Raw genomic sequence first — 20,942 nt, 5'->3', positions numbered from 1 at the left:
ATGGCCGATTTCAAAATGGACGCCGACCACTCCGGCCTCACGCTGGAACGTGGCGTCCAGGGGGTGCTCGGCGCCGGGCTCGACCGGAGCGAAGGTGCGCTCAAGGTCAGCGGTGCCGCGCGCTATGGCTATGAGCACCCCGTCGCGGGAGAGGTGGCGTACGGCTATCTGATCACCGCCCCCGCTGCCAAGGGGAGGATCACGCGCTTCGATACTGATGCCGCGCGCAGCCTGCCGGGGGTTCTCGACATCATCGTCGACGATCCGCGCATTCCCCGACAGGCAGCGGCCTTCACGCCGGCGCATGCAGGCAATGACGCGATCGATCACTGGGACCAGGTCGTCGGCGTCGCGGTCGCGACCAGCTTCGAGGCGGCGCGCGACGCGGCCAAATCGGTGACGATGACGATCGAGCCCGAGCAGGGCCATTTCGACACGATGGCGGGTTTCGAAGGCGCGAGCGGCCCGCCCAAGGACTCGCGACTGCAGGATATTGCCAAGGGTGATATCGATGCGGCGATGGCCGAGGCCGCTGTCACGATCGATCAGGTCTACACGACGCCCAATCAGGTTCATGCCGCGATGGAACCGCACGCCTCGGTGGCGGTGTGGGACGGCGATATGCTCACGCTCCATTCGAGCCTGCAGATTCTCCATGCTGCCAAGGGTATCCTCGCCAAGGCGGTCGGGATCCCGGCGGAGAAGGTGCGGATCCTTTCGCCCTATATCGGCGGCGGGTTCGGCGGGAAGTTGCTCGGACCGGAAGCGGTGCTCGCGGCGATCGCGGCGCAGAAGATCGGGCGTCCGGTCAAGATCGCGATGGCGCGACAGCAGTTGTTCCACAACATCTATCGCCGCACCGATACGAACCAGCGGATCAGGCTCGCGTGCGACAAGGACGGAAAGCTCACCGCGCTTGCGCACGACAGTGTGGTGAGTCAGGGCCCGGACGGCGGCTTCATGGAGCCGGTCGCGCTGGGCTCGATCGCCTTGTACGATGCGCCGGTCCGGCACTTCACGCACAAGATCGTGACGCTCGACATGGTGCAGGCTGGCGCGGTGCGTGCGCCGGGCGAGGCGGTCGGCATGCTCGCGCTCGAGACCGCGATCGATGAGATGGCCGAGGCACTCGGCCGCGATCCGATCGATTTCCGCAAGCTCAACGAGCCCCCGGTCGACCCGATGACCGGCGCACCCTTCTCGACGCGCGCATTGGTCGAATGTCTCGATAAAGGCGCGGAACGCTTCGGCTGGGCCAAGCGCGGCGCGCGACCCGGGCAGGTGCGCGACGGCGAGTGGCTGATCGGCATGGGGATGGCGGCAGCGGTGCGGATCAACCTGCTGGTCGATTCGCAGGCGCGGGTCACGCTGTCGCCCGACGGCCGGGCGCGGGTCGAGACCGACATGACCGACATCGGCACGGGCAGCTACACGATCCTCGGTCAGATTGCGGGCGAATCGCTCGGGCTGCCGATGGACTGCGTCGACGTGATCCTCGGCGATACTGATCTTCCGCCGGGCGCAGGTTCTGGCGGGTCGTTCGGCGCGGCGAGCGCAGGCTCGTCAGTGGCGCTGGCGTGCGAAGATATCGTCGCGACGCTTGCCGAACGGATGCAGGCGGACCCGAAGGACATGACGCTCAAGGACGGCCATGCGATCGCGGGCAACCGCCGCGTGCCCCTGTCCGAGCTGGTCGGGAAAGAACCGTTGGTTGCGCTCGGCAAGATCAGCCAGGGCAGCAACGCCAAGACCTTCAGTCAGGCCGCGCACGGCGCGCAATTCGCCGAGGTCGCGGTCAACTCCGTGACCGGTGAGGTCCGTGTTCGGCGCATGCTCGGCGTGTTCGAGGCCGGCCGAATCCTCAACGCCAAGCTTGCGCGCAGCCAGGCGATCGGCGGGATGATCTGGGGGATCGGTTATGCGCTGATGGAGGACGCGATGCTCGACCAGCGCCACGGTGCGTTCGTCAACAGCGACCTCGGCGAATATCACGTGCCGAGCCATGCCGACGTGCCCCCGCTCGATGTGCTGTTCGTCGAGCATATCGACCGGCATGCCAATCCGATCGGCGTGAAGGGGCTTGGAGAGTTGTCGATTTCGGGCGCGGGCGCCGCGGTGACCAACGCGATCTACAATGCGTGCGGAGTGCGCGTGCGCGACTTTCCGCTGACGCTCGACAAGATCCTCGGCGGATTGCCGGATATGTGATCGCTTGGGGAGAGGGCAGTGCGAGACGTGTGACGGCCAGGTATCGGCACGCCCCTCTCCCCGGCCCTCTCCCGGAAGCGGGAGAGGGAGTGAAATGGCCGATAACGATTCCGTCCTGAATGCAGCGACCCAGTGGAAAGGCGCGCCGCTTGCGCTTGCCACGGTGGTGTCGACCTGGGGCTCTGCACCGCGACCACGCGGGAGCCATATGCTCGTCCACGCCGACGGCCGTTTCGAGGGATCCGTCTCGGGCGGATGCGTCGAGAGCGATATCCTCGCGACCGCCGCCGACGTCATCGCGGGCGCGCCGTTCCAGCTCAAGAATTACGGCATCGCCGATGCGGCCGCCTGGGAAGTCGGGCTGCCGTGCGGTGGCGAGATTTCGGTGCTGGTCCAGCCGGTATCGGCGGAAGGGTTCGACCCCGAACTGTTCGATCGCATCGCCGAAGCGCGGGATACCGGCAAGGGGCTGGCGGTCACGACCGATCTCGCCTCGGGGCAGAGCTCGCTCCGCCCGCAGGAAGGGGCGGCGTTCGTCAATCGCTACGATCCGCCGCGCCGCCTGCTGATCGTCGGTGCGGTGCAGATCGCACAGGCGCTTGCCGGTCTGGTGCGCGAACTCGGGATTGCAGCGACCGTGATCGATCCGCGCGCGCGCTTCCTGACCGAGGAACGCTTTCCCGGCGTCACGCTTGACGATCGTTGGCCCGACGAGGCGGTCGAGGCCCTCGATCCAGGTCCCGCGAGTGCGGTGGTGACGCTGAGCCACGACACGAAGATCGACGACCCGGCGCTGATCGCGGCACTCGCGCGCCCGACCGCTTACGTCGGCGCGCTGGGATCGCGCCGCAGCCACGCCGCGCGCCGCGAGCGGCTCGCGGCGGCGGGCGTGTCCGAGGCGGACCTCGACCGGATCGATGCGCCGGTCGGGCTCGATATCGGCGCGGTCGGCCCTGCCGAAATTGCGCTGTCGATTGCGGCGGCGATGGTCGGCGCGTTCAACGCCGGCGAACGCAAGAGGGGATGACGATGGGGATCGCCGCCGAGGAATGCATTCTCGTCCTGCTGGCGGCGGGCCGATCCGAGCGGTTCGGCGATACCGACAAGCTCAAGCAGCCATTTCTTGGCAAGCCGCTTGCGTTCCACGTCGTCACCGCGCTGGAAAGCGTGCCGTTCAAGGCTCGGCTTGCGGTCTGCTCCGGGTCCGAACTGGACTTCGGCAGTCGTGGCTATCGGGTGATCCACAATGACGATCCCGGCGACGGCATGTCGGGGTCGGTCAAGCTCGGCGTCGCGGCCGCGCGCGAGATCGGATGTGCCGCCGTGGTGATCGTACTGGCCGATATGCCGCGCGTCACCGCGACGCATATTTATCGATTGCTGGAGGCGGTGACGGGGCCTGACGCAGTGATTGCGTCGAGCAATGGCGTCCATCCGAGCCCGCCTGCAGTGTTTGGCGCGGATCAGTTCGAGGCGCTGTTGACGCTGGAAGGCGACGAGGGCGCGCGAGCGATGGTCCGCGCCGGACGGCATGTGATTGCACCCGAAGCGGACCTGCTCGATATCGATCGGCCCGAGGATATGGAACGCCTGCGCGCGTTGCGGTGATTTTTCCGTTGATCGCTTCCCCGGCGAAGGCCGGGGCGCAGTCGAGAGGGCCGGGGTAGCGAGTGCTGCGCCTCCTTACCGCTTGGCCACTCCTGGGCCCCGGCCTTCGCCGGCGAAGCGGGTAGGGGGAGTTTAGACCTCAGCGGACGTAGCTTGCGCCATTCACGTCGAGCACCGCGCCCGTCATCGACGGCGGCGCGTCCAGCGCGAGGAAGCGGGCGACCTCCGCCACCTCTTCCGGCATCGCGACCCGGCCAAGTGGAATGTCCGCGAGCAGCTTGTCCCCGCCGCGGCTCGACAGATACTCCTCCGCCATCCCCGTCATCGTGAACCCCGGGCAGACCGCGAAGGCAAGGATCCCCTGTCCGGCATAGCCGCGCGCGATGCTCTTGGTCATCGCGACCATCCCCGCCTTGGATGCGGCGTAATGCCAGTGTGCGGGTGAATCGCCACGATAGGCGGCACGGCTCGCGATGTTGACGATCCGCCCACCGACCCCGCGCGCCTGCCAGTAGAGCACCGCGAGGCGGCACAGTTCGGCCGACGCGGTCAGGTTGATCCGCATCGTGCGCTCCCAGTCCGCGACCCATTCGGAATCGGCGCGGTCGATCGGATTGGCGTCGAACACGCCCGCGTTGTTGATGAGCACGTCGATCGTCCCGTCGAGCCGGTCGAGCGCAGCGTCCCACAGGGCGCGGGGTGCCGACGGATCGGCGAAGTCCGCAGGGATTCCGCTGCGCGTGCCATGCCCGACGAGCGCGACGCCCGGACGATCGAGCGCGGTTGCGATCGCGGCGCCGATGCCACGCGAGGAGCCGGTGAGGAGGATGTTGGTCATCCCCGTGCAGTACCGGCTTCAACCGCCGCGACCAACCCCCGCCGTTCGGCGAAAACGCCCCGCCGTCAGGCGGCGACGCTCGCGGAAAAGCTGTCCGCTGCCCCCTTGAGCTTGCGCAGTTCGTCGTCCACCTCGCCGAAGTCGCGTTCGAGCGTATCGATCTCGCCGGCGACATGCTCGGTATCCTCGCGGATCGTGGCGATCGTATGTGACATCGAATCCGCCGCCATCGCGGTCTCGTCGACCGCCGCTGTGATCGCGGTCACGGTCTGCGCCTGCGCTTCCATCGCGAACCGGATCCGGTTGGCGCTCTCCTGCACTTCGGCGACGGTTGTCTTGATCGAGGCGTTGGTCGTGACAGTCGAGCGAGTGGCGGACTGGATCGCGGCGATCTTGGCGGCGATGTCATCGGTCGCGCGCGCGGTCTGGCTGGCGAGGCTCTTGACCTCCTGCGCGACCACCGCGAAGCCACGCCCCGCATCGCCCGCGCGGGCCGCCTCAATCGTGGCATTGAGTGCGAGGAGATTGGTCTGTCCGGCAATATCACGAATTAGGCCGAGGATCGATTCGATCGACTTCGCATGATCACTCAGCGTTTCCGACATGCAGACTGCGGTCCCGGCCTGGGTCGAGGCGCGGGTCGCGATCTGGGCCGCGGCCTCGACCTCGGTGCGCGCATCCTCGATCGCGCGGATCAGGCCGCCGGCGGTCTGTGCCGCCTCGCGCATGGCCAGCGCCGATTCCTCGGCGGCAGCGGCGACTTCGCTGGTCTTGCCGATCATGCCGCGAGTCGATCGCGCCGCCCCCTGCGCCTGGACCCTGAGCCGGTCACCAAGTGCCGCCGCTCCCTTGATCGCGGTCGCAATCGTTGCGCTGAACTGGCTCGACCGGCCCTGGCGCTCGATGCGCGCGCGTTCGGCATCATGCGTGCCCAGATAGGAGGCCATCACGTCCGCCTCGACCAAAGCGAGCCGCTGAACCGCGTCGGCGAGCACCCGGAACCGTGGCGATCCCGCGCCCAGCCTGTCCTCGATCAGCCGTAGCGTGCAGCTGTGCGCAAAGCTTAGCGACGACAGCAGCGCCTGCAGCGGGATGCTCGCATGCTGCGATTCGGCGACGTGGCAAGCCGCCATGTGCGCCCAGTCGTCCTTGTCGGGCCTGGCATATTTGACGAGCGTATACCGAGCGCTATCCGCTACGCGTGCCGCCATATAGTCCTCGTCGAAGCGGCTGCGGATATGCGCGGACACGGGCAATGCGAGATAGTGGTTCCAGAAGGTCCGTGAAATCGCGAGCTCCTGCCCGGTAATAATTTCGGCGATCTCCGCCCCCGCGGCCAGAATCGTATTGTCCCAGTCATAGTCCGCGACGCGCTGCGCGGCGGAGCGGTTCTCGCCGCTCCAGCCGCCGGGCACGGCAAGGCCGCGTGCGGGTTGGCCGTCATGATCCGCCATGGCGGGATATCCTTGAATACGCGGTACTGGCATTGGTGGCTTACGCGGCGACCTTCGCGACGAATTCCCCGGCGCTGCTTTTCAGCGCGCCGAGCTTGTGATCGAGCGAGTCGAACCCGCGCCCGACCCTGTCGATTTCGGACGCCACGGTCTCGGTATCCTCGCGGATCGCGGTAATCGTGTTCGACATCGAGTCCGCCGCCAGCGCGGTCTCGTCGACCGCTGCGGTGATCGCGGTGACGGTCTGCGCCTGCGCTTCCATGGCGAAGCGGATGCGGTTCGCGCTTTCCTGTACCTCGGCGACGGTCGACTTGATCGACGCGTTGGTTTCGACGGTCGAGCGCGTTGCGGACTGGATCGCGGCGATCTTCGCGGCGATGTCGTCGGTCGCACGCGCGGTCTGATTGGCGAGGCTCTTCACCTCCTGAGCAACCACCGCGAAGCCACGGCCCGCATCGCCCGCGCGGGCCGCCTCGATCGTGGCGTTGAGTGCGAGGAGATTGGTCTGGCCGGCAATGTCGCGGATCAGCCCGAGGATCGATTCGATCGATTTTGCATGGTCGCTTAGCGTCTCGGACATCCCGACCGCTGCGCCCGCCTGCGTGGACGCGCGGTTTGCGATTTCGGCGGCAGCTTCGACTTCGGTGCGCGCATCCTCGATCGCGCGGATCAGCCCGGCGGCGGTCTGCGCCGCCTCGCGCATCGCGACTGCGGACTGCTCGGCCGCGGCGGCGACTTCGCTCGTCTTGCCGAGCATCCCGCGCGCCGATGTCGAGGTGCGGACCGACTGGCCGCGCAGCACGCCGGACTCCTGCGTCGCCTGCTCGACCGTCAGCGCGATCCCCTCGCGGAATTCATCCGCCAGCCGGTCGCGTTCGCACGCAGCGCTATGCGCGCAATAGGCGTTGTAGATTTCGACCGTGATCTCACTTTCGAGCCCGGTCAGCCGCAGGATCGTGTCGATGAAGACGGGCAGGCGCGGGTCGTCGGTCTTCAGCCGTTTGAACAGGATATCGAGGGCGGCGCGGTCGCTTGCGCAGGTCATCGACAGCAGGGCCATCGTCGAAACCCCGGCGACATAGCCGGCCGAAACCGAGCGCTCCATCGACTCGACCCACGCCCGCCCGCTCACGTCACAAAAGCGGTTGCGCAGGAAGGCGATGCCGAGTTCGACCATCTTGGTCTCCTCGTGCGGCTGCCAGCTGCGATCGCCGAGCCCGGCGCGCCGCCACTGCCCCCAGAAGGCGAGCGCGATCTCGCCAGCGTCGCGTTCGAGCACGGTCCACACGTCGCGCGCGGCCGTTTCCAGGGTATTGTCGAAATCGAAGGCGCGCAGCCGGGCGCGAATGTCGATCGTCGCGGCAACCGCACCGGGGGCGGGCAATTCACTGGGGTTCAAGGCGGACGCTCCGTATCGGGTAAGGCCAGCGCGCATGACGGCCTGGGCACGGCGTAACGTCCTCTGGTTAACGCGGAGTAACCGCCCGTTCGGATGATTGCAGCGCATGCATCTGCATCATCATGCAGAATCCTTGCATCATCGGCTCGTCGGATTAAGAGGGCACCAACCCGCAATCGACCCGCAATCGACCCTGCAACCGATGAGGACACGCCGCCTTGGCCAGCACGACCCCCACGACGAAACGCGCACGGCCGCTCAGCCCGCACCTGACCATCTGGAAATGGGGCCCGCACATGACGGTCTCGATCCTCCACCGCGTCACCGGCAGCGGCATGGCCACGGTCGGCACGCTGGTCATGGTATGGTGGCTGGCCGCGATCTCGGGTGGTCCGGCGACCTATGCGACGTTCCATTATGTGTTCGGCGAATTTGCCGGGGGCGCGCTTGGCTATCTGTTCGGGATCGGGCTGACGCTGTCGTTCTTCCAGCACATGGCGAGCGGCGTCCGCCATCTCGTGATGGATACGGGTGCCGGCTATGAGCTCAAGCGCAACCGGACCGGCGCGCTTGGCACGATGGTCTTCTCGGTCGCGGCGACCGCGGTGATCTGGATCTATCTCCTGGGGTTCAAATAAGATGCGCTACGGAACCGAACTCGGCCGCGTGCGCGGTCTCGGCAGTGCCAAGGAAGGCACGCATCACTGGTGGCAGCAACGTCTCACGGCGGGTGCCAATCTGTTCCTGATGCTGTGGTTCTTCATCGCGATCCTGCGGTTGCCCGCCTATGATTACGACACGGTCCACACCTGGCTGTCGTCGAGCTGGGCGGCGATCCCGATGGCGTTGCTGATCGCCTCGGTCTTCTACCACTTCCGGCTCGGGATGCAGGTGCTGATCGAGGATTATGCACACGCCGAGAGCCGGGTGCTCGCGATGGTCGCGCTCAACTTCTTCACCGTCGTGACCGCGGGCATCGCCATCTTCGCGATCCTCAAGGTCGCCTTCACCGCAACCACCGGAGTTCCGCATGCCTGAGGCATATAAGATCATCGACCATACCTATGACGCCGTCGTCGTGGGTGCGGGTGGCTCGGGGCTCCGGGCGACCATGGGAATCGCGGAAAGCGGCCTGAAGACCGCGTGCATCACCAAGGTGTTTCCGACGCGCAGCCACACGGTTGCGGCGCAGGGCGGCATCGCCGCGAGCCTCGGGAACAATTCGCCCGATCATTGGTCGTGGCACATGTACGATACCGTCAAGGGTTCCGACTGGCTCGGCGACCAGGACGCGATCGAATATATGGTCCGCGAAGCACCGCAGGCGGTGTATGAGCTCGAGCACGCGGGCGTGCCGTTCAGCCGCAACGACAACGGGACGATCTACCAGCGTCCGTTCGGCGGGCACATGCAGAATATGGGCGAGGGGCCTCCGGTCCAGCGCACCTGCGCTGCCGCCGATCGCACCGGCCACGCGATGCTCCACGCTTTGTACCAGCAGAGCCTGAAGTATGACGCGGACTTCTACGTCGAATATTTCGCGCTCGACCTGATCATGGAAAACGGCGTCTGCCGCGGCGTGATCGCCTTGTGCATGGACGACGGGTCGATCCACCGGTTCCGCGCGCATTCGGTCGTGCTGGCGACGGGGGGCTACGGCCGCACCTACTTCTCGGCGACCTCGGCGCACACCTGCACCGGCGACGGTAATGCGATGGTGCTCCGCGCAGGACTGCCGCTGCAGGACATGGAGTTCGTCCAGTTCCACCCGACCGGCATCTACGGCGCTGGCGTCCTCATCACCGAGGGTGCGCGCGGCGAGGGCGGCTATCTCACCAACTCCGAAGGCGAGCGCTTCATGGAGCGGTACGCTCCATCGGCGAAGGACCTCGCGTCGCGTGACGTCGTGTCGCGCTCGATGGCGCTGGAAATGCGCGAAGGCCGCGGTGTCGGCGAGCATAAGGACCACATCTTCCTCCACCTCGATCACATCGATCCCAAGGTGCTGGCAGAGCGGCTTCCGGGCATCACCGAGACGGGCAAGATCTTCGCCAACGTCGACCTGACGCGCCAGCCGCTGCCGGTGACGCCGACCGTCCATTACAACATGGGCGGTATCCCGACGAACTATCACGGTGAAGTCGTCCACCTGCGCGACGGCAACCCCGATGCTGTCGTCCCCGGCCTGTTCGCGGTCGGCGAAGCGGCGTGCGTTTCGGTCCATGGCGCCAACCGCCTGGGCTCGAACTCGCTGATCGATCTCGTCGTGTTCGGTCGTGCGACGGGCCTGCGCCTCAAGGAGACGCTCAAGCCCGATACGCCGCACAATCCGCTCCCCAAGGGGTCGGAGGAGCTGGCGCTCGGGCGACTCGACACGTTCCGCCACGCCAACGGCAGCTCGCCCACCGCGCAGATCCGGATCGAGATGCAGCGCACGATGCAGAAGCATTGCGCGGTGTTCCGCGACAATGCGCTGCTTTCCGAAGGGCAGCAGAAGATCACCGCGACCTACGAGCGGCTTCAGGACGTCCACGTCACCGATCGCTCGATGATCTGGAACACCGATCTGGTCGAGACGCTCGAGCTCGACAATCTGCTCGCGCAGGCGGTCGTGACGATGGAGAGTGCTGCGAACCGCAAGGAATCGCGCGGCGCGCATGTGAACGAGGATTATCCCGATCGCGACGACGCGAACTGGATGAAGCACACCACCGCAACGTTCGGCGGCTGGGGCGGCAAGGCGGGCAAGGTCGAGATGGGCTATCGCCCGGTGCACGACTATACGCTCACCGACGATGCGGAATACATCAAGCCGAAGAAGCGCGTTTATTGAACGAACAGATGGTTGCGGCGAACCTCTGACGGAGCCTTCCAGTCAGGTGTTTGCCGCAACCACCGGCGGCCTCCCGGTTGTTCGCTTGAAGGCTTCGGCTCCCCGGCCTATCGTCGTGATCTACGGAGGCACCGATGGCGCTTTGGACTCTTCATGCGGCCTATGACCCAGAGGCGCATATCTGGTACACCGTCGATTGCGACGTGCCGGGTCTTGTTACCGAGGGCGACACGCTTGAACGACTGCGCGACCGCGCCGCTGCGGTGATGCCGGAACTGATTTCCGACAATGCGCATCTCATCGACGAAGATCGCCGTTCCGGACCGCATGCGCTTCGGCTGGTTGCGTTTCACGAAAGTACGATACCGGTCGCAGCCTGATGGTTACGGGCTACGGCCGTGACTTGAAGCGCCTGCTACGGGAGCATGGGTGTTCGTTCGTCCGCAATGGAAAGGGCGATCACGAGATCTGATATAGTCCTATCACCGATCTGCATTTCACGGTCGATGCCGGAACACACAAACGATTTACCGCGATGGCGATTCTCAAGCAGGCCGGCATCAAGGGTAAAATCTAATCGGTATCGCCAGAGGGTTGCGCACGCGAATTTCACTTTTCCCGGAACTCCACCACCGCCCCGCCGGTTTCCGCGATCATGTCAGACCCGCGCTATCCCCTGCTCGCCAATCCGCACATCCGTTTGTCCGGCACCGTCGACCAGTTGATGTACGAGAACTTTCGTGCCCAGCTTGGCAATTGCCCGGCGGAAGGGACGCTCGTCATTGCGCTGACTACGCTCGGGGGCGACCCGGAGGTCGCGCGGACGATGGCGGACGATATCCGCCTGCTCGAGGATCACGACGGGCGCGAAATCCTGTTTCTCGGCAAGGTCGCGGTCTATTCGGCGGGGGCGACCTTCATGTCGGCGTTTCCGGTCTCGCGGCGGTTCCTGACGCGGCACACGCGGTTGATGCTCCACGAGCGGCAGATCAAAAAGCAAATCGACCTCAACGGACCGCTGCGGATGGTAGTGGCATCGATCAAGGCCGCGCTCCACGAAGTCGAGCATTCGATCGAGATCGAGGAAGAGGGGTTCCGCGCGATCGTTCGCGACAGCCAGGTGACCTTCGAGGAGCTGCGAGAGAAGGCACCGTCCAACTGGTATATCGAGGCCGAGGAAGCGCGCGACCGGGGGCTGGTGCTCGACGTCATCTGATCGGACGAGACCGTCCCGTGCAATCGCACATGCAGCAATTCAGTGCTGCAAGGGTTTGCGACAAGGGCGTTGCTTGTGTACGGCTATCTGCACAACCCGGCGGTAACCCGCCCTCCTGGATGGAAAACGCGAGCAAGCGATGGCCGAATTCTTCCTCCCCGCCAACTCCAAGCCCAAGTCGGGCGGCAAGGTCCACAAGGCCGCGCCTGAGGCGAAACGCATCAAGAAGTTCAAGATCTATCGGTATGACCCCGATGCGAACGCGAACCCGCATTACGACACGTTCGAGGTCGATCTCGACTCGTGCGGCCCGATGGTGCTCGACGCGCTGATCAAGATGAAGGGCGAGCAGGATTCGTCGCTCACCTTCCGCCGCTCGTGCCGCGAAGGCATTTGCGGGTCGTGCTCGATGAACATCGATGGCAAGAACGGCCTCGCCTGCACGACCGCCATCGAGGACGTGAAGGGCGACATCCGCATCACGCCGCTGCCGCACATGGAAGTGATCAAGGACCTCGTTCCCGACTTCACGCACTTCTATGCGCAATATTCGTCGATCAAGCCGTGGCTGCAGACGGTGACCCCGCCCCCCGCGGGTAAGGAGCGACTCCAGTCGCCACAGGAGCGCGAGAAGCTCGACGGTCTGTACGAGTGCATCCTGTGCGCATGCTGCTCGACCGCGTGCCCGAGCTACTGGTGGAACAGCGACAAGTTCCTTGGCCCGGCGATCCTGTTGCAGGCCTATCGTTGGCTCGCCGACAGCCGCGACGAGATGACCGGCGAGCGACTCGACGAGCTCGAGGATCCGTTCCGCCTGTATCGCTGCCACACGATCATGAACTGCGCGAATGTCTGCCCCAAGGGTCTCAACCCCGCCAAGGCGATCGCGGAAATCAAGAAGATGGAAGCCGAACGCGTCGTTTGAGCTTCGCCACCCCCGCCCGGCGCTCGATCTGACGCCGCGGCGGGGGCAGGCCCCAGGGAACGCCCCGTTTGACCGCACCCTTCATTTATGAGGACGATCCCGATCAGCCGGGATGGAAGCGGTGGCAGTTCCGGGATGCGACTCGCTACAATGCCTTCCTCGAGCCGTTGCTGGTAAAGGTCGAAGCCGAGATCGCGCGGGTGCGGATGCTGCCGCGCCACGAACATTCCAACATGCGCGGAGACGTCCACGGGGGCGCGCTGCTCGGCTTTATGGACGTCGCGCTGTTCGCCGCCGCGCGCGGCTTCGGCGTGTTGTCGGCGGGTGGGGCGGTGACGCTTGACCTGTCGGCGCAATTCATCGGCGGCGGCGCGATCGGCGTTCCGCTGGAGGCGCGACTCGAGCTGCTCCGCGAGACACGCAACATGCTCTTCCTGCGCGGGCTGATCGTTCAGGACGACCGGCCGACCATCGCCAGTTTTACGGGGACGCTGCGCAAGTCGACGCCACCGCCGCCCGGCCCGGCCTCCGAGCGAGTATAATTGCAGAATGACGAATGTCCTCGCGCGTTACGACGCGCTGATCGCCTCGGGGGAACTCAAGCCCGACCCCGAACAGGCTGCCGCGGCGCGCCGCCTTGCCGATCTTGCTTCCGCGCTGGAAGCGACGCCCAAGCGCGGGTCGATGCTGTGGCGCGTGCTGGGGCGCAAGCCGGAGGCGCCGCGCGGATTGTATGTCTGGGGCGGGGTCGGCCGCGGCAAGTCGATGCTGATGGACCTGTTCTTTGATGCGCTCGACATTCGGCGCAAGCGGCGCGTCCATTTTGCCGAATTCATGCTGGAGGTGCACCAGCGGCTTGCGGTGGAGCGCGCCAAGGAACTTGGCGATCCGATCCCGCCGCTCGCCAGAGCGATTGCGGAGGAGGTGCGGCTGCTCGCGTTCGACGAGATGATGGTGACGAACAGTCCGGATGCGATGATCCTGTCGCGGCTGTTCACGCTGTTGCTGGAAGAGGGCGTGACCGTCGTCACCACCTCCAACCGACCGCCCGCCGATCTCTACAAGAACGGGCTCAACCGCGAGCATTTCCTGCCCTTCATCGCGCTGATCGAAGCGCGGATGGAGGTGATCACGCTCAACGGGCCGGTGGATTATCGGCGGGACCGGCTTGGGTCGATCGATACGTGGCTGGTCCCCAATGGCCCCGAGGCGACCAAATTGCTTTCGGGCGATTTCTTTCGCCTGACCGACTTTCCGGTCGAGGACCGCGCGCACGTTCCGTCCGAGGATCTGGTCGTGCAGGGGCGGAGCGTCCATGTCCCCAAGGCGCTGAAGGGCGTCGCGGTGTTCAGCTTCAAGCGGCTGTGCGAGGAAGCGCGCGGGAGCGCGGACTATATCGCGATCGCGCGGCGCTATCATACGGTGATCGTGGTCGGCATTCCCAAGCTCGGGCCGGACAATCGCAACGAGGCGGCGCGTTTCGTCGCGCTGATCGACGCGCTGTACGAACAGAAGGTCAAGCTGCTCGCGGCGGCGGATGCGCAGCCGCAGGAGCTGTATGAAAGTGGGGACGGGCGGTTCGAATTCGACCGGACGATCAGCCGGCTCGAAGAGATGCGGTCGGAAGAGTATCTCGCGGCGGGGCATGGCGGGGATTGAGCCGATCCGTGTAACGAACAGTTTCCCCGCGAAGACGGGTATCCAGGGTTACGGGCGTCGCGCCGTGTAACTCTGGGCTCCTGCCTCCGCAGGAGCACAGAAAAGGCTAATTGCACTTGCGAATGAATTGCAATAACAAGCCAAATCCTTTGCCTTACGGGTTGCCCAAACGCGAAAACCCGCCTAAGCCCGCGCCCGGCAGAGCTCGCCCGATCGCTCCTGAGTTATTAACGCCCTGGGCGGGCCTAAGCGAAAAGGATCCCGGATGGCTCGCAAGAAGATCGCGCTGATCGGCGCCGGCAACATTGGCGGCACGCTCGCCCATCTCGCAGCGCTCAAGGGCCTCGGGGATGTCGTGTTGTTCGACGTCGTCGAAGGCGTTCCCCAGGGCAAGGCGCTCGACCTCAGCCAGTGTGCCCCCGTCGAAGGTTTCGATGCGACCATCACCGGCACCAACGATTACAAGGACATCGCAGGCGCGGACGTGATCATCGTCACCGCTGGTGTCGCGCGTAAGCCCGGCATGAGCCGCGATGACCTGCTCGGCATCAACCTCAAGGTCATGAAGGCCGTCGGCGAGGGCATCGCCGCCAACGCACCCGACGCGTTCGTCATCTGCATCACCAACCCGCTCGACGCGATGGTCTGGGCGCTGCGCGAATTCTCAGGGCTCCCGCACAACAAGGTCGTCGGCATGGCGGGCGTCCTCGATTCGGCACGCTTCAGCCACTTCCTCGCGGACGAGTTCAAGGTCTCGGTCAAGGACGTCACCAGCTTCGTGCTCGGCGGCCACGGCGACACGATGGTCCCGGTCATTTCTTACTCGACCGTCTCGGGCATCCCGGTTCCCGATCTCGTCGCGATGGGCCGTTCGACGCAGGAAAAGATCGACGCGATCATCAAGCGTACCCGCGGCGGCGGCGGCGAGATCGTCGCGCTGCTGAAGACCGGCTCGGCTTATTATGCGCCCGCGACCAGCGGCATCGCGATGGCGGAAGCCTATCTGTACGACCAGAAGCGCGTCCTTCCGGCAGCTGCACACCTGACCGGCCAGTATGGCATCGACAATCTCTATGTCGGCGTGCCCGTCGTGATCGGTGCCGGCGGCGTCGAGGAAGTCATCGAGATCAAGCTCGACGACGAAGCGAAGCAGAACCTCAGCGTGTCGGTCGATGCGGTCAAGGAACTCCTCGTCGCGTGCAAGGCGATCGACGGGTCGCTCAACTGATATTCTCTGCGGGGAGCGCGGCTGCGCGATCCCCGCATTCTCTTATTTAGGAAGAGTGCTGCATGAGCATCCTCGTCGACAAGAACACCAAGGTCATCACCCAGGGCATGACCGGGGAAACCGGCAGCTTCCACACCAAGGCGGCGCTGGAATACGGCACCAAGATGGTCGGCGGCGTCACGCCCGGCAAGGGCGGCACGACTCACCTCGACCTGCCGGTGTATGACACCGTGGCCGAAGCCGTCGCCATGACCGGCGCGACCGCGTCGGTGATCTACGTTCCGCCCCCCTTCGCGGCGGATTCGATCCTCGAGGCGATCGACGCGCAGGTCCCGCTGATCGTCACGATCACCGAGGGCATTCCGGTGCTCGACATGGTTCGCGTCAAGCGCGCGCTTTCGGGGTCCAAGTCGCGCCTGATCGGCCCGAACTGCCCCGGCGTCCTGACCCCCGGCGAGTGCAAGATCGGCATCATGCCCGGCAGCATCTTCAAGCAGGGTTCGGTCGGCGTTGTCAGCCGTTCAGGCACGCTCACCTATGAGGCGGTGTTCCAGACGTCGAACGCTGGTCTCGGTCAGACGACCGCAGTCGGCATCGGTGGCGATCCGGTCAACGGCACGAACTTCATCGATGTGCTCGAGCTGTTCCTCGCCGACGACGCGACCAAGTCGATCATCATGATCGGCGAGATCGGTGGTTCGGCCGAGGAAGAGGCTGCGCAGTTCCTGATCGACGAGGCCAAGCGTGGCCGCAAGAAGCCGATGGCCGGCTTCATCGCGGGCCGTACGGCACCTCCGGGTCGTCGCATGGGTCATGCCGGTGCGATCGTCTCGGGCGGCCAGGGCGGCGCGGAAGACAAGATTGCGGCGATGGAGCGCGCGGGTATCCGCGTTTCCGCTTCGCCGAGCGAACTGGGCACGACCTTGCTGGAAGTGCTCAAGGGTTAAAGGCACGTCGCCCCGGCCGGTTGGTCGGGGCCGCCGCGTCCGGTCGGGCGCGGCGGTGTCCCACTACTAGAGACCCCAATGTTCCGGGGTGACGAGGACTCGCTATGGGCTACGAGAACCAGGACTTCGGCGATATCGCAGGCGGCGTCAGCCCCGCGTTCATCGAGACGCTCTACGCGCGTTTCCGCACGTCCCCGGACAGCGTCGAGCCGGCCTGGCGTGGCTTTTTCGAAGGGCTCGAGGGTTCGTCCAGCGGCCCGAGCTGGCAGTCGGCGCGGTGGCCGCTGTCGACCACCGACGACCTGACCGCCGCGCTCGACCCGACCCAGATGGAGCCCGCGCCCAAGCCCGCCAAGGGCGGCGCGAAGCCAGCTCCTGCCGCGGCCCCCGCGGTCAGCCAGGATGACATCATCCGCGCCGCGGGTGACTCGATCCGCGCGATGCTGCTCATCCGCACGTACCGCGTGCGTGGACATCTCGCCGCCAATCTCGATCCGTTGGGTCTCTCCAAGCGCGAGATGCCCGCCGATCTCCAGACCGAATATCATGGCTTCTCGGATTCCGACATCGACCGCCCGGTCTATCTCGGCGGGACGATGGGGCTGCAATGGGCGACCGTGCGCGAACTCGTCGACACGCTGCGCGCCAATTATTGCGGCAATGTCGGCCTGGAATATATGCACATCGCCGACGTCGAGGAGCGGCGCTTCCTGCAGGACCGCATGGAAGGCAAGGACAAGGCGATCGAGTTCACCGACCTCGGCAAGAAGGCGATCCTCAACAAGGTGATCGAGGCCGAGCAGTGGGAACGCTTCTGCGGCAAGAAGTATGTCGGCACCAAGCGCTTCGGGCTCGACGGTGGCGAGAGCATGATCCCCGCGCTCGAATCGATCATCAAATATGGTGGTTCGCTCGGCGTGAAGGAGATCGTCTTTGGCATGGCGCATCGCGGGCGTCTGAACGTCCTCACCAACGTGATGGCCAAGCCGTTCCGCATCATCTTCCACGAATTCGGCGGCGGGTCGGACAACCCCGATGACGTCGCGGGTTCGGGCGACGTGAAATATCACCTCGGCACCTCGACCGACCGCGAGTTCGACGGGATCAGCGTCCACATGTCGCTGGTCGCCAACCCGTCGCATCTCGAGGCCAAAGACCCGGTCGTCCTCGGCAAGACCCGCGCGATCCAGACTATCGCGAACGATCTCACCGAGCACAAGGCATCGCTCCCGTGCTGATCCACGGAGACGCGGCGTTCGCGGGGCAGGGGATCGTGTGGGAGTGCCTCGGCTTCTCCGGCATTCGCGGGTATAATACCGGCGGCTGCGTCCACTTCATCATCAACAATCAGGTCGGCTTTACCACCAGCCCGCAGTTCGCGCGCTCGTCGCCCTATCCGTCGGACGTTGCCAAGGGCGTTCAGGCACCGATCTTCCACGTCAATGGCGACGATCCCGAGGCGGTGACCTTCGCCACCAAGATGGCGATGGAATTCCGTCAGCAGTTCCACCGCGACATCGTGATCGACATGTGGTGCTACCGCCGCTTCGGTCACAATGAAGGCGACGAGCCGGGCTTCACTCAGCCGCTGATGTACAAGGAAATCAAGGATCACCCGCCGGTCAGCGAGATCTACGGCAAGAAGCTGATCGACCAGAAGGTCATCGACGCGGCCTGGATCGACGAGAATATCAAGCAGTACACCACGCTGCTCGAAGGCGAGTTCGAGGCGGGCGCGAGCTACAAGCCCAACAAGGCGGACTGGTTCGCCGGGCGCTGGTCGGGGCTTCATGCCCCCGCCGATGCCGAGACGGAGCGCCGCAACGTCAATACGGGGATGGAGCAGAAGTTGTTCGATTCGCTCGGTCGCACGCTGACGACGATCCCCGAAGATCTGGCGGTTCACAAGACGCTCAACCGCGTGCTCGACGCCAAGCGCGAGATGTTCAAGTCGGGCCGCAACTTCGACTGGGCGACCGGCGAGGCGCTCGCGTTCGGGTCGCTGTTGTCGGAAGGCTATGGCGTCCGCCTGTCTGGGCAGGATTCGGGGCGCGGGACGTTCTCGCAGCGTCACGCCGTCTGGGTCGATCAGACCGACGAGCACAAGTATCGCCCGCTCGAGACGATCCCGCACGGCCGGTTCGAGGTGCTCGACTCGCCGCTCAGCGAATATGGCGTGCTCGGCTTCGAGTACGGCTACGCGCTGGCGGACCCCAAGACGCTGGTCATGTGGGAAGCGCAGTTCGGCGACTTCATGAACGGTGCGCAGATCATGATCGATCAGTTCATCGCGAGCGGGGAAGCCAAGTGGCTCCGCGCAAATGGGCTCGTGATGCTGCTGCCGCACGGCTACGAAGGGCAGGGGCCGGAGCATAGCTCCGCGCGGATCGAGCGCTTCCTCCAGTTGTGCGCGCAGGACAACATGCAGGTCGCGAACTGCACGACCCCGGCCAACTATTTCCACCTGCTGCGCCGGCAGATGCACCGCTCGTTCCGCAAGCCGCTGATCGTCTTCACGCCCAAGTCGCTGTTGCGGCACAAGATGGCGGTGTCGCAGATCGACGACTTCCTCGGCGACAGCCACTTCAAGCGGTTGCTGAGCGATCCGTCGGCGCCCGCCGACATCGACGTCAAGCGGCTCGTCCTGTGCTCGGGCAAGGTCGCCTACGACCTGATCGAGGCACGCGATGCTGCGGGCGACACCAACACCGCGATCGTGCGGGTCGAGCAGCTTTATCCCTTCCCGGGCGAACCGCTGGTCGAGCGGATGCAGCGCATGCCCAACCTCGAGACGGTGGTGTGGGCGCAGGAAGAGCCGAAGAACAATGGCGCGTGGAGCTTCGTCGAGCCGTTCCTCGAAGAGGTCCTCGCCGACGTTGGCAGTTCGGTGACGCGGGCGCGCTATGCGGGTCGTGCGGCTTCGGCCTCTCCTGCGACGGGCTTGATGAAGCGGCACCAGACCGAGCAGGCGGCGCTGGTCGCCGATGCGCTCGGCCACAGCGTCCGCGAGGAAATCCGCCGCACGCGGAAGGTATAACGACGGAGCTTGTGTTCCTGCGCTGGCAGGAACCCAGGGTCCGGCAGAGCAACCCTAGGCTCCTGCTTTCGCAGGAGCACAGTTGGAAGAAGCAAGATATGGCAACCGAAGTCACAGTACCGGTACTCGGCGAATCGATCACCGAGGCGACGCTCGGCGAATGGCTCAAGCAGCCGGGCGACAAGGTCGCGGCAGACGAGCCGATCGCCAGCCTCGAGACCGACAAGGTCTCGGTCGAGGTGCCGTCTCCGGTCGCCGGGATCATGGGCGAACATGCGGTAAAGGTCGGCGAGACGGTCCAGGTCGGCGCGATGCTCGCGACGATCGACGCCGGTGACGGCGCAGCGGCTTCGGCCCCGGCGCCGCAGCCTGCGGTCACCGCAGCGCCTACCGAGCAGGCCAACCCTGCCGCGACTGCGGGCCAGCAAGCCCCGTCGTCGTCGAGCGATGGCCCCGCCGCACTCAGCCCGTCGGTGCGCCGCGCGGTGCTCGAGCACGGTGTCGACCCCTCGACCGTCAAGGGCACCGGCAAGGACGGTCGCCTGACCAAGGACGACGTTGCCGCTGCCGCCGCTTCGACCCCCGCGCCTGCGCCAGCCGCTGCTGCGCCGCCGGTCGCGGCTTCGGTCGCCGCGTCGACGGGCCGCAAGGAAGAGCGCGTCCGCATGACGCGCCTGCGCCAGACGATCGCCAAGCGCCTCAAGGAAGCGCAGAACACCGCAGCGATGCTGACGACGTTCAACGACGTCGACATGACCGCGGTGATCGCGGCGCGCGCCAAGTACAAGGATCTGTTCGAGAAGAAGCACGGCGTTCGGCTCGGCTTCATGGGCTTCTTCGTGAAGGCCGCGACGATGGCGCTGCGCGACATCCCGTCGGTCAACGCGTCGATCGAGGGCGATGACATCGTCTATCATGATTACGCCGATATTTCGGTCGCTGTGTCGTCGCCGGGTGGCCTGGTCGTTCCGGTGATCCGCGATGCCGACCAGATGTCGGTCGCGCAGATCGAGAAGACGATCGGCGACTTCGGCAAGCGCGCCAAGGACGGCGCGCTCAAGATGGACGAGATGAAAGGCGGCACGTTCACCATCTCGAACGGCGGCGTGTTCGGCTCGCTGATGTCGACCCCGATCATCAACCCGCCGCAGTCGGCAGTGCTCGGGCTGCATCGCATCGACGAGCGTCCGGTGGTGGTCGACGGGCAGATCGTGATCCGTCCGATGATGTATCTCGCGCTCAGCTACGATCACCGGTTGATCGATGGCCGCGAGGCCGTGACGTTCCTCGTCGCGCTCAAGAATGCTATCGAGGACCCGACGCGGATCTTGATCGACTTGTGAGGATGCGATGAACTGGCGCGACCATATCCATTCGAACCCTGACATTCTCGGCGGCAAGCCCGTCGTGAGGGGAACGCGGATATCGGTCGAGCTGATCCTCGAGTATCTCGCCGAAGGCGCGCCGGTTGGCGAGGTGCTCGATGGATACCCATCGCTGAAGGAAGCGGATGTGCTGGCGGCGATCGCCTTCAGCCACGACCTGTTGGTCAAGGAGGCCTCGGCCGCGAGTAGAGAGGCCGCTTGAAGC

The 20,942-nt window shown here is 65.4% G+C and carries 18 protein-coding genes and 1 pseudogene; 16 read left to right on the top strand and 3 right to left on the bottom strand.

The window, feature by feature from the left end:
* From RI03_RS14015 to RI03_RS14005, 3 genes are all read left to right on the top strand, one after another.
* Complete coding sequence (locus RI03_RS14015) at positions 1 to 2,208, top strand: xanthine dehydrogenase family protein molybdopterin-binding subunit (RefSeq protein WP_010218032.1); 2,208 nt, start codon at positions 1 to 3, stop codon at positions 2,206 to 2,208.
* Between the two features lie 94 nt (positions 2,209 to 2,302).
* On the top strand, positions 2,303 to 3,235 hold the full coding sequence (locus tag RI03_RS14010; protein WP_010218031.1) for an XdhC family protein: 933 nt from the start codon (positions 2,303 to 2,305) through the stop codon (positions 3,233 to 3,235).
* The gene (locus RI03_RS14005; protein ID WP_010218030.1) at positions 3,232 to 3,816 is read left to right on the top strand and encodes a nucleotidyltransferase family protein; all 585 of its coding nucleotides are present in this window, start codon (positions 3,232 to 3,234) and stop codon (positions 3,814 to 3,816) included. The genes RI03_RS14010 and RI03_RS14005 overlap by 4 nt, the downstream gene beginning before the upstream one ends.
* Positions 3,817 to 3,955: 139 nt before the next feature.
* Here RI03_RS14005 and RI03_RS14000 read toward each other — a convergent pair whose 3' ends face one another.
* The 3 genes from RI03_RS14000 to RI03_RS13990 form a co-directional block, all read right to left on the bottom strand.
* Positions 3,956 to 4,654: an SDR family NAD(P)-dependent oxidoreductase gene (locus RI03_RS14000; RefSeq protein ID WP_010218029.1), complete on the bottom strand. Its 699-nt coding sequence runs from the start codon at positions 4,652 to 4,654 to the stop codon at positions 3,956 to 3,958.
* A gap of 65 nt (positions 4,655 to 4,719) precedes the next feature.
* Positions 4,720 to 6,108: a methyl-accepting chemotaxis protein gene (locus tag RI03_RS13995; protein ID WP_010218028.1), complete on the bottom strand. Its 1,389-nt coding sequence runs from the start codon at positions 6,106 to 6,108 to the stop codon at positions 4,720 to 4,722.
* A gap of 40 nt (positions 6,109 to 6,148) precedes the next feature.
* Positions 6,149 to 7,492, bottom strand: a complete 1,344-nt coding sequence (locus RI03_RS13990) for a methyl-accepting chemotaxis protein (protein WP_010160557.1) — start codon at positions 7,490 to 7,492, stop codon at positions 6,149 to 6,151.
* Between the two features lie 233 nt (positions 7,493 to 7,725).
* Here RI03_RS13990 and sdhC point away from each other — a divergent pair, with 233 nt between their 5' ends.
* The 13 genes and pseudogenes from sdhC to RI03_RS13925 all read left to right on the top strand — a co-directional run bounded on the left by sdhC (position 7,726) and on the right by RI03_RS13925 (position 20,939).
* Positions 7,726 to 8,145 (top strand): succinate dehydrogenase, cytochrome b556 subunit, encoded by a 420-nt coding sequence (sdhC, locus tag RI03_RS13985; RefSeq protein ID WP_010160556.1) that lies wholly within the window; start codon positions 7,726 to 7,728, stop codon positions 8,143 to 8,145.
* A 1-nt stretch (position 8,146) separates the two neighbouring features.
* Positions 8,147 to 8,545: a succinate dehydrogenase, hydrophobic membrane anchor protein gene (sdhD, locus tag RI03_RS13980; protein ID WP_010160555.1), complete on the top strand. Its 399-nt coding sequence runs from the start codon at positions 8,147 to 8,149 to the stop codon at positions 8,543 to 8,545.
* Entirely contained in the window at positions 8,538 to 10,340 is a 1,803-nt protein-coding gene (gene sdhA / locus RI03_RS13975) for a succinate dehydrogenase flavoprotein subunit (protein WP_010218026.1), read from the top strand. Before sdhD ends, sdhA begins: the two co-directional genes overlap by 8 nt.
* Before the next feature lie 134 nt (positions 10,341 to 10,474).
* Entirely contained in the window at positions 10,475 to 10,720 is a 246-nt protein-coding gene (locus RI03_RS13970) for a DUF1902 domain-containing protein (protein ID WP_010218025.1), read from the top strand.
* 275 nt (positions 10,721 to 10,995) lie between these two features.
* Positions 10,996 to 11,556 carry an ATP-dependent Clp protease proteolytic subunit gene (locus RI03_RS13965; protein WP_010218024.1) on the top strand — a complete coding sequence of 187 codons (561 nt, stop codon included), beginning with the start codon at positions 10,996 to 10,998 and terminating at the stop codon, positions 11,554 to 11,556.
* Between the two features lie 139 nt (positions 11,557 to 11,695).
* Positions 11,696 to 12,481 carry a succinate dehydrogenase iron-sulfur subunit gene (locus tag RI03_RS13960; protein WP_010160550.1) on the top strand — a complete coding sequence of 262 codons (786 nt, stop codon included), beginning with the start codon at positions 11,696 to 11,698 and terminating at the stop codon, positions 12,479 to 12,481.
* 68 nt (positions 12,482 to 12,549) lie between these two features.
* Positions 12,550 to 13,023, top strand: coding sequence for a PaaI family thioesterase (locus RI03_RS13955; RefSeq protein ID WP_010218023.1), 474 nt, complete (start codon positions 12,550 to 12,552; stop codon positions 13,021 to 13,023).
* Positions 13,024 to 13,030: 7 nt separating this feature from the next.
* Complete coding sequence (gene zapE / locus RI03_RS13950) at positions 13,031 to 14,140, top strand: cell division protein ZapE (protein ID WP_010218022.1); 1,110 nt, start codon at positions 13,031 to 13,033, stop codon at positions 14,138 to 14,140.
* A gap of 265 nt (positions 14,141 to 14,405) precedes the next feature.
* Positions 14,406 to 15,368 carry a malate dehydrogenase gene (gene mdh / locus RI03_RS13945; RefSeq protein WP_010218021.1) on the top strand — a complete coding sequence of 321 codons (963 nt, stop codon included), beginning with the start codon at positions 14,406 to 14,408 and terminating at the stop codon, positions 15,366 to 15,368.
* 62 nt (positions 15,369 to 15,430) lie between these two features.
* Positions 15,431 to 16,315 carry a succinate--CoA ligase subunit alpha gene (gene sucD, locus RI03_RS13940; protein ID WP_010218020.1) on the top strand — a complete coding sequence of 295 codons (885 nt, stop codon included), beginning with the start codon at positions 15,431 to 15,433 and terminating at the stop codon, positions 16,313 to 16,315.
* A 104-nt stretch (positions 16,316 to 16,419) separates the two neighbouring features.
* A pseudogene (locus RI03_RS13935) lies at positions 16,420 to 19,352 on the top strand (2-oxoglutarate dehydrogenase E1 component).
* 98 nt (positions 19,353 to 19,450) lie between these two features.
* Entirely contained in the window at positions 19,451 to 20,695 is a 1,245-nt protein-coding gene (gene odhB, locus RI03_RS13930) for a 2-oxoglutarate dehydrogenase complex dihydrolipoyllysine-residue succinyltransferase (protein ID WP_010218019.1), read from the top strand.
* A gap of 7 nt (positions 20,696 to 20,702) precedes the next feature.
* On the top strand, positions 20,703 to 20,939 hold the full coding sequence (locus RI03_RS13925) for a DUF433 domain-containing protein (RefSeq protein ID WP_010218018.1): 237 nt from the start codon (positions 20,703 to 20,705) through the stop codon (positions 20,937 to 20,939).
* The last annotated feature ends 3 nt before the right edge of the window (positions 20,940 to 20,942 follow it).

The sequence above is a fragment of the Sphingomonas sp. PAMC 26621 genome (assembly GCF_000251145.1).
In the GTDB taxonomy this organism is placed as follows: domain Bacteria; phylum Pseudomonadota; class Alphaproteobacteria; order Sphingomonadales; family Sphingomonadaceae; genus Sphingomonas.
Note: the sequence above shows the minus strand (reverse complement) of the source record. Positions and strands in the feature narration are given on the sequence as shown.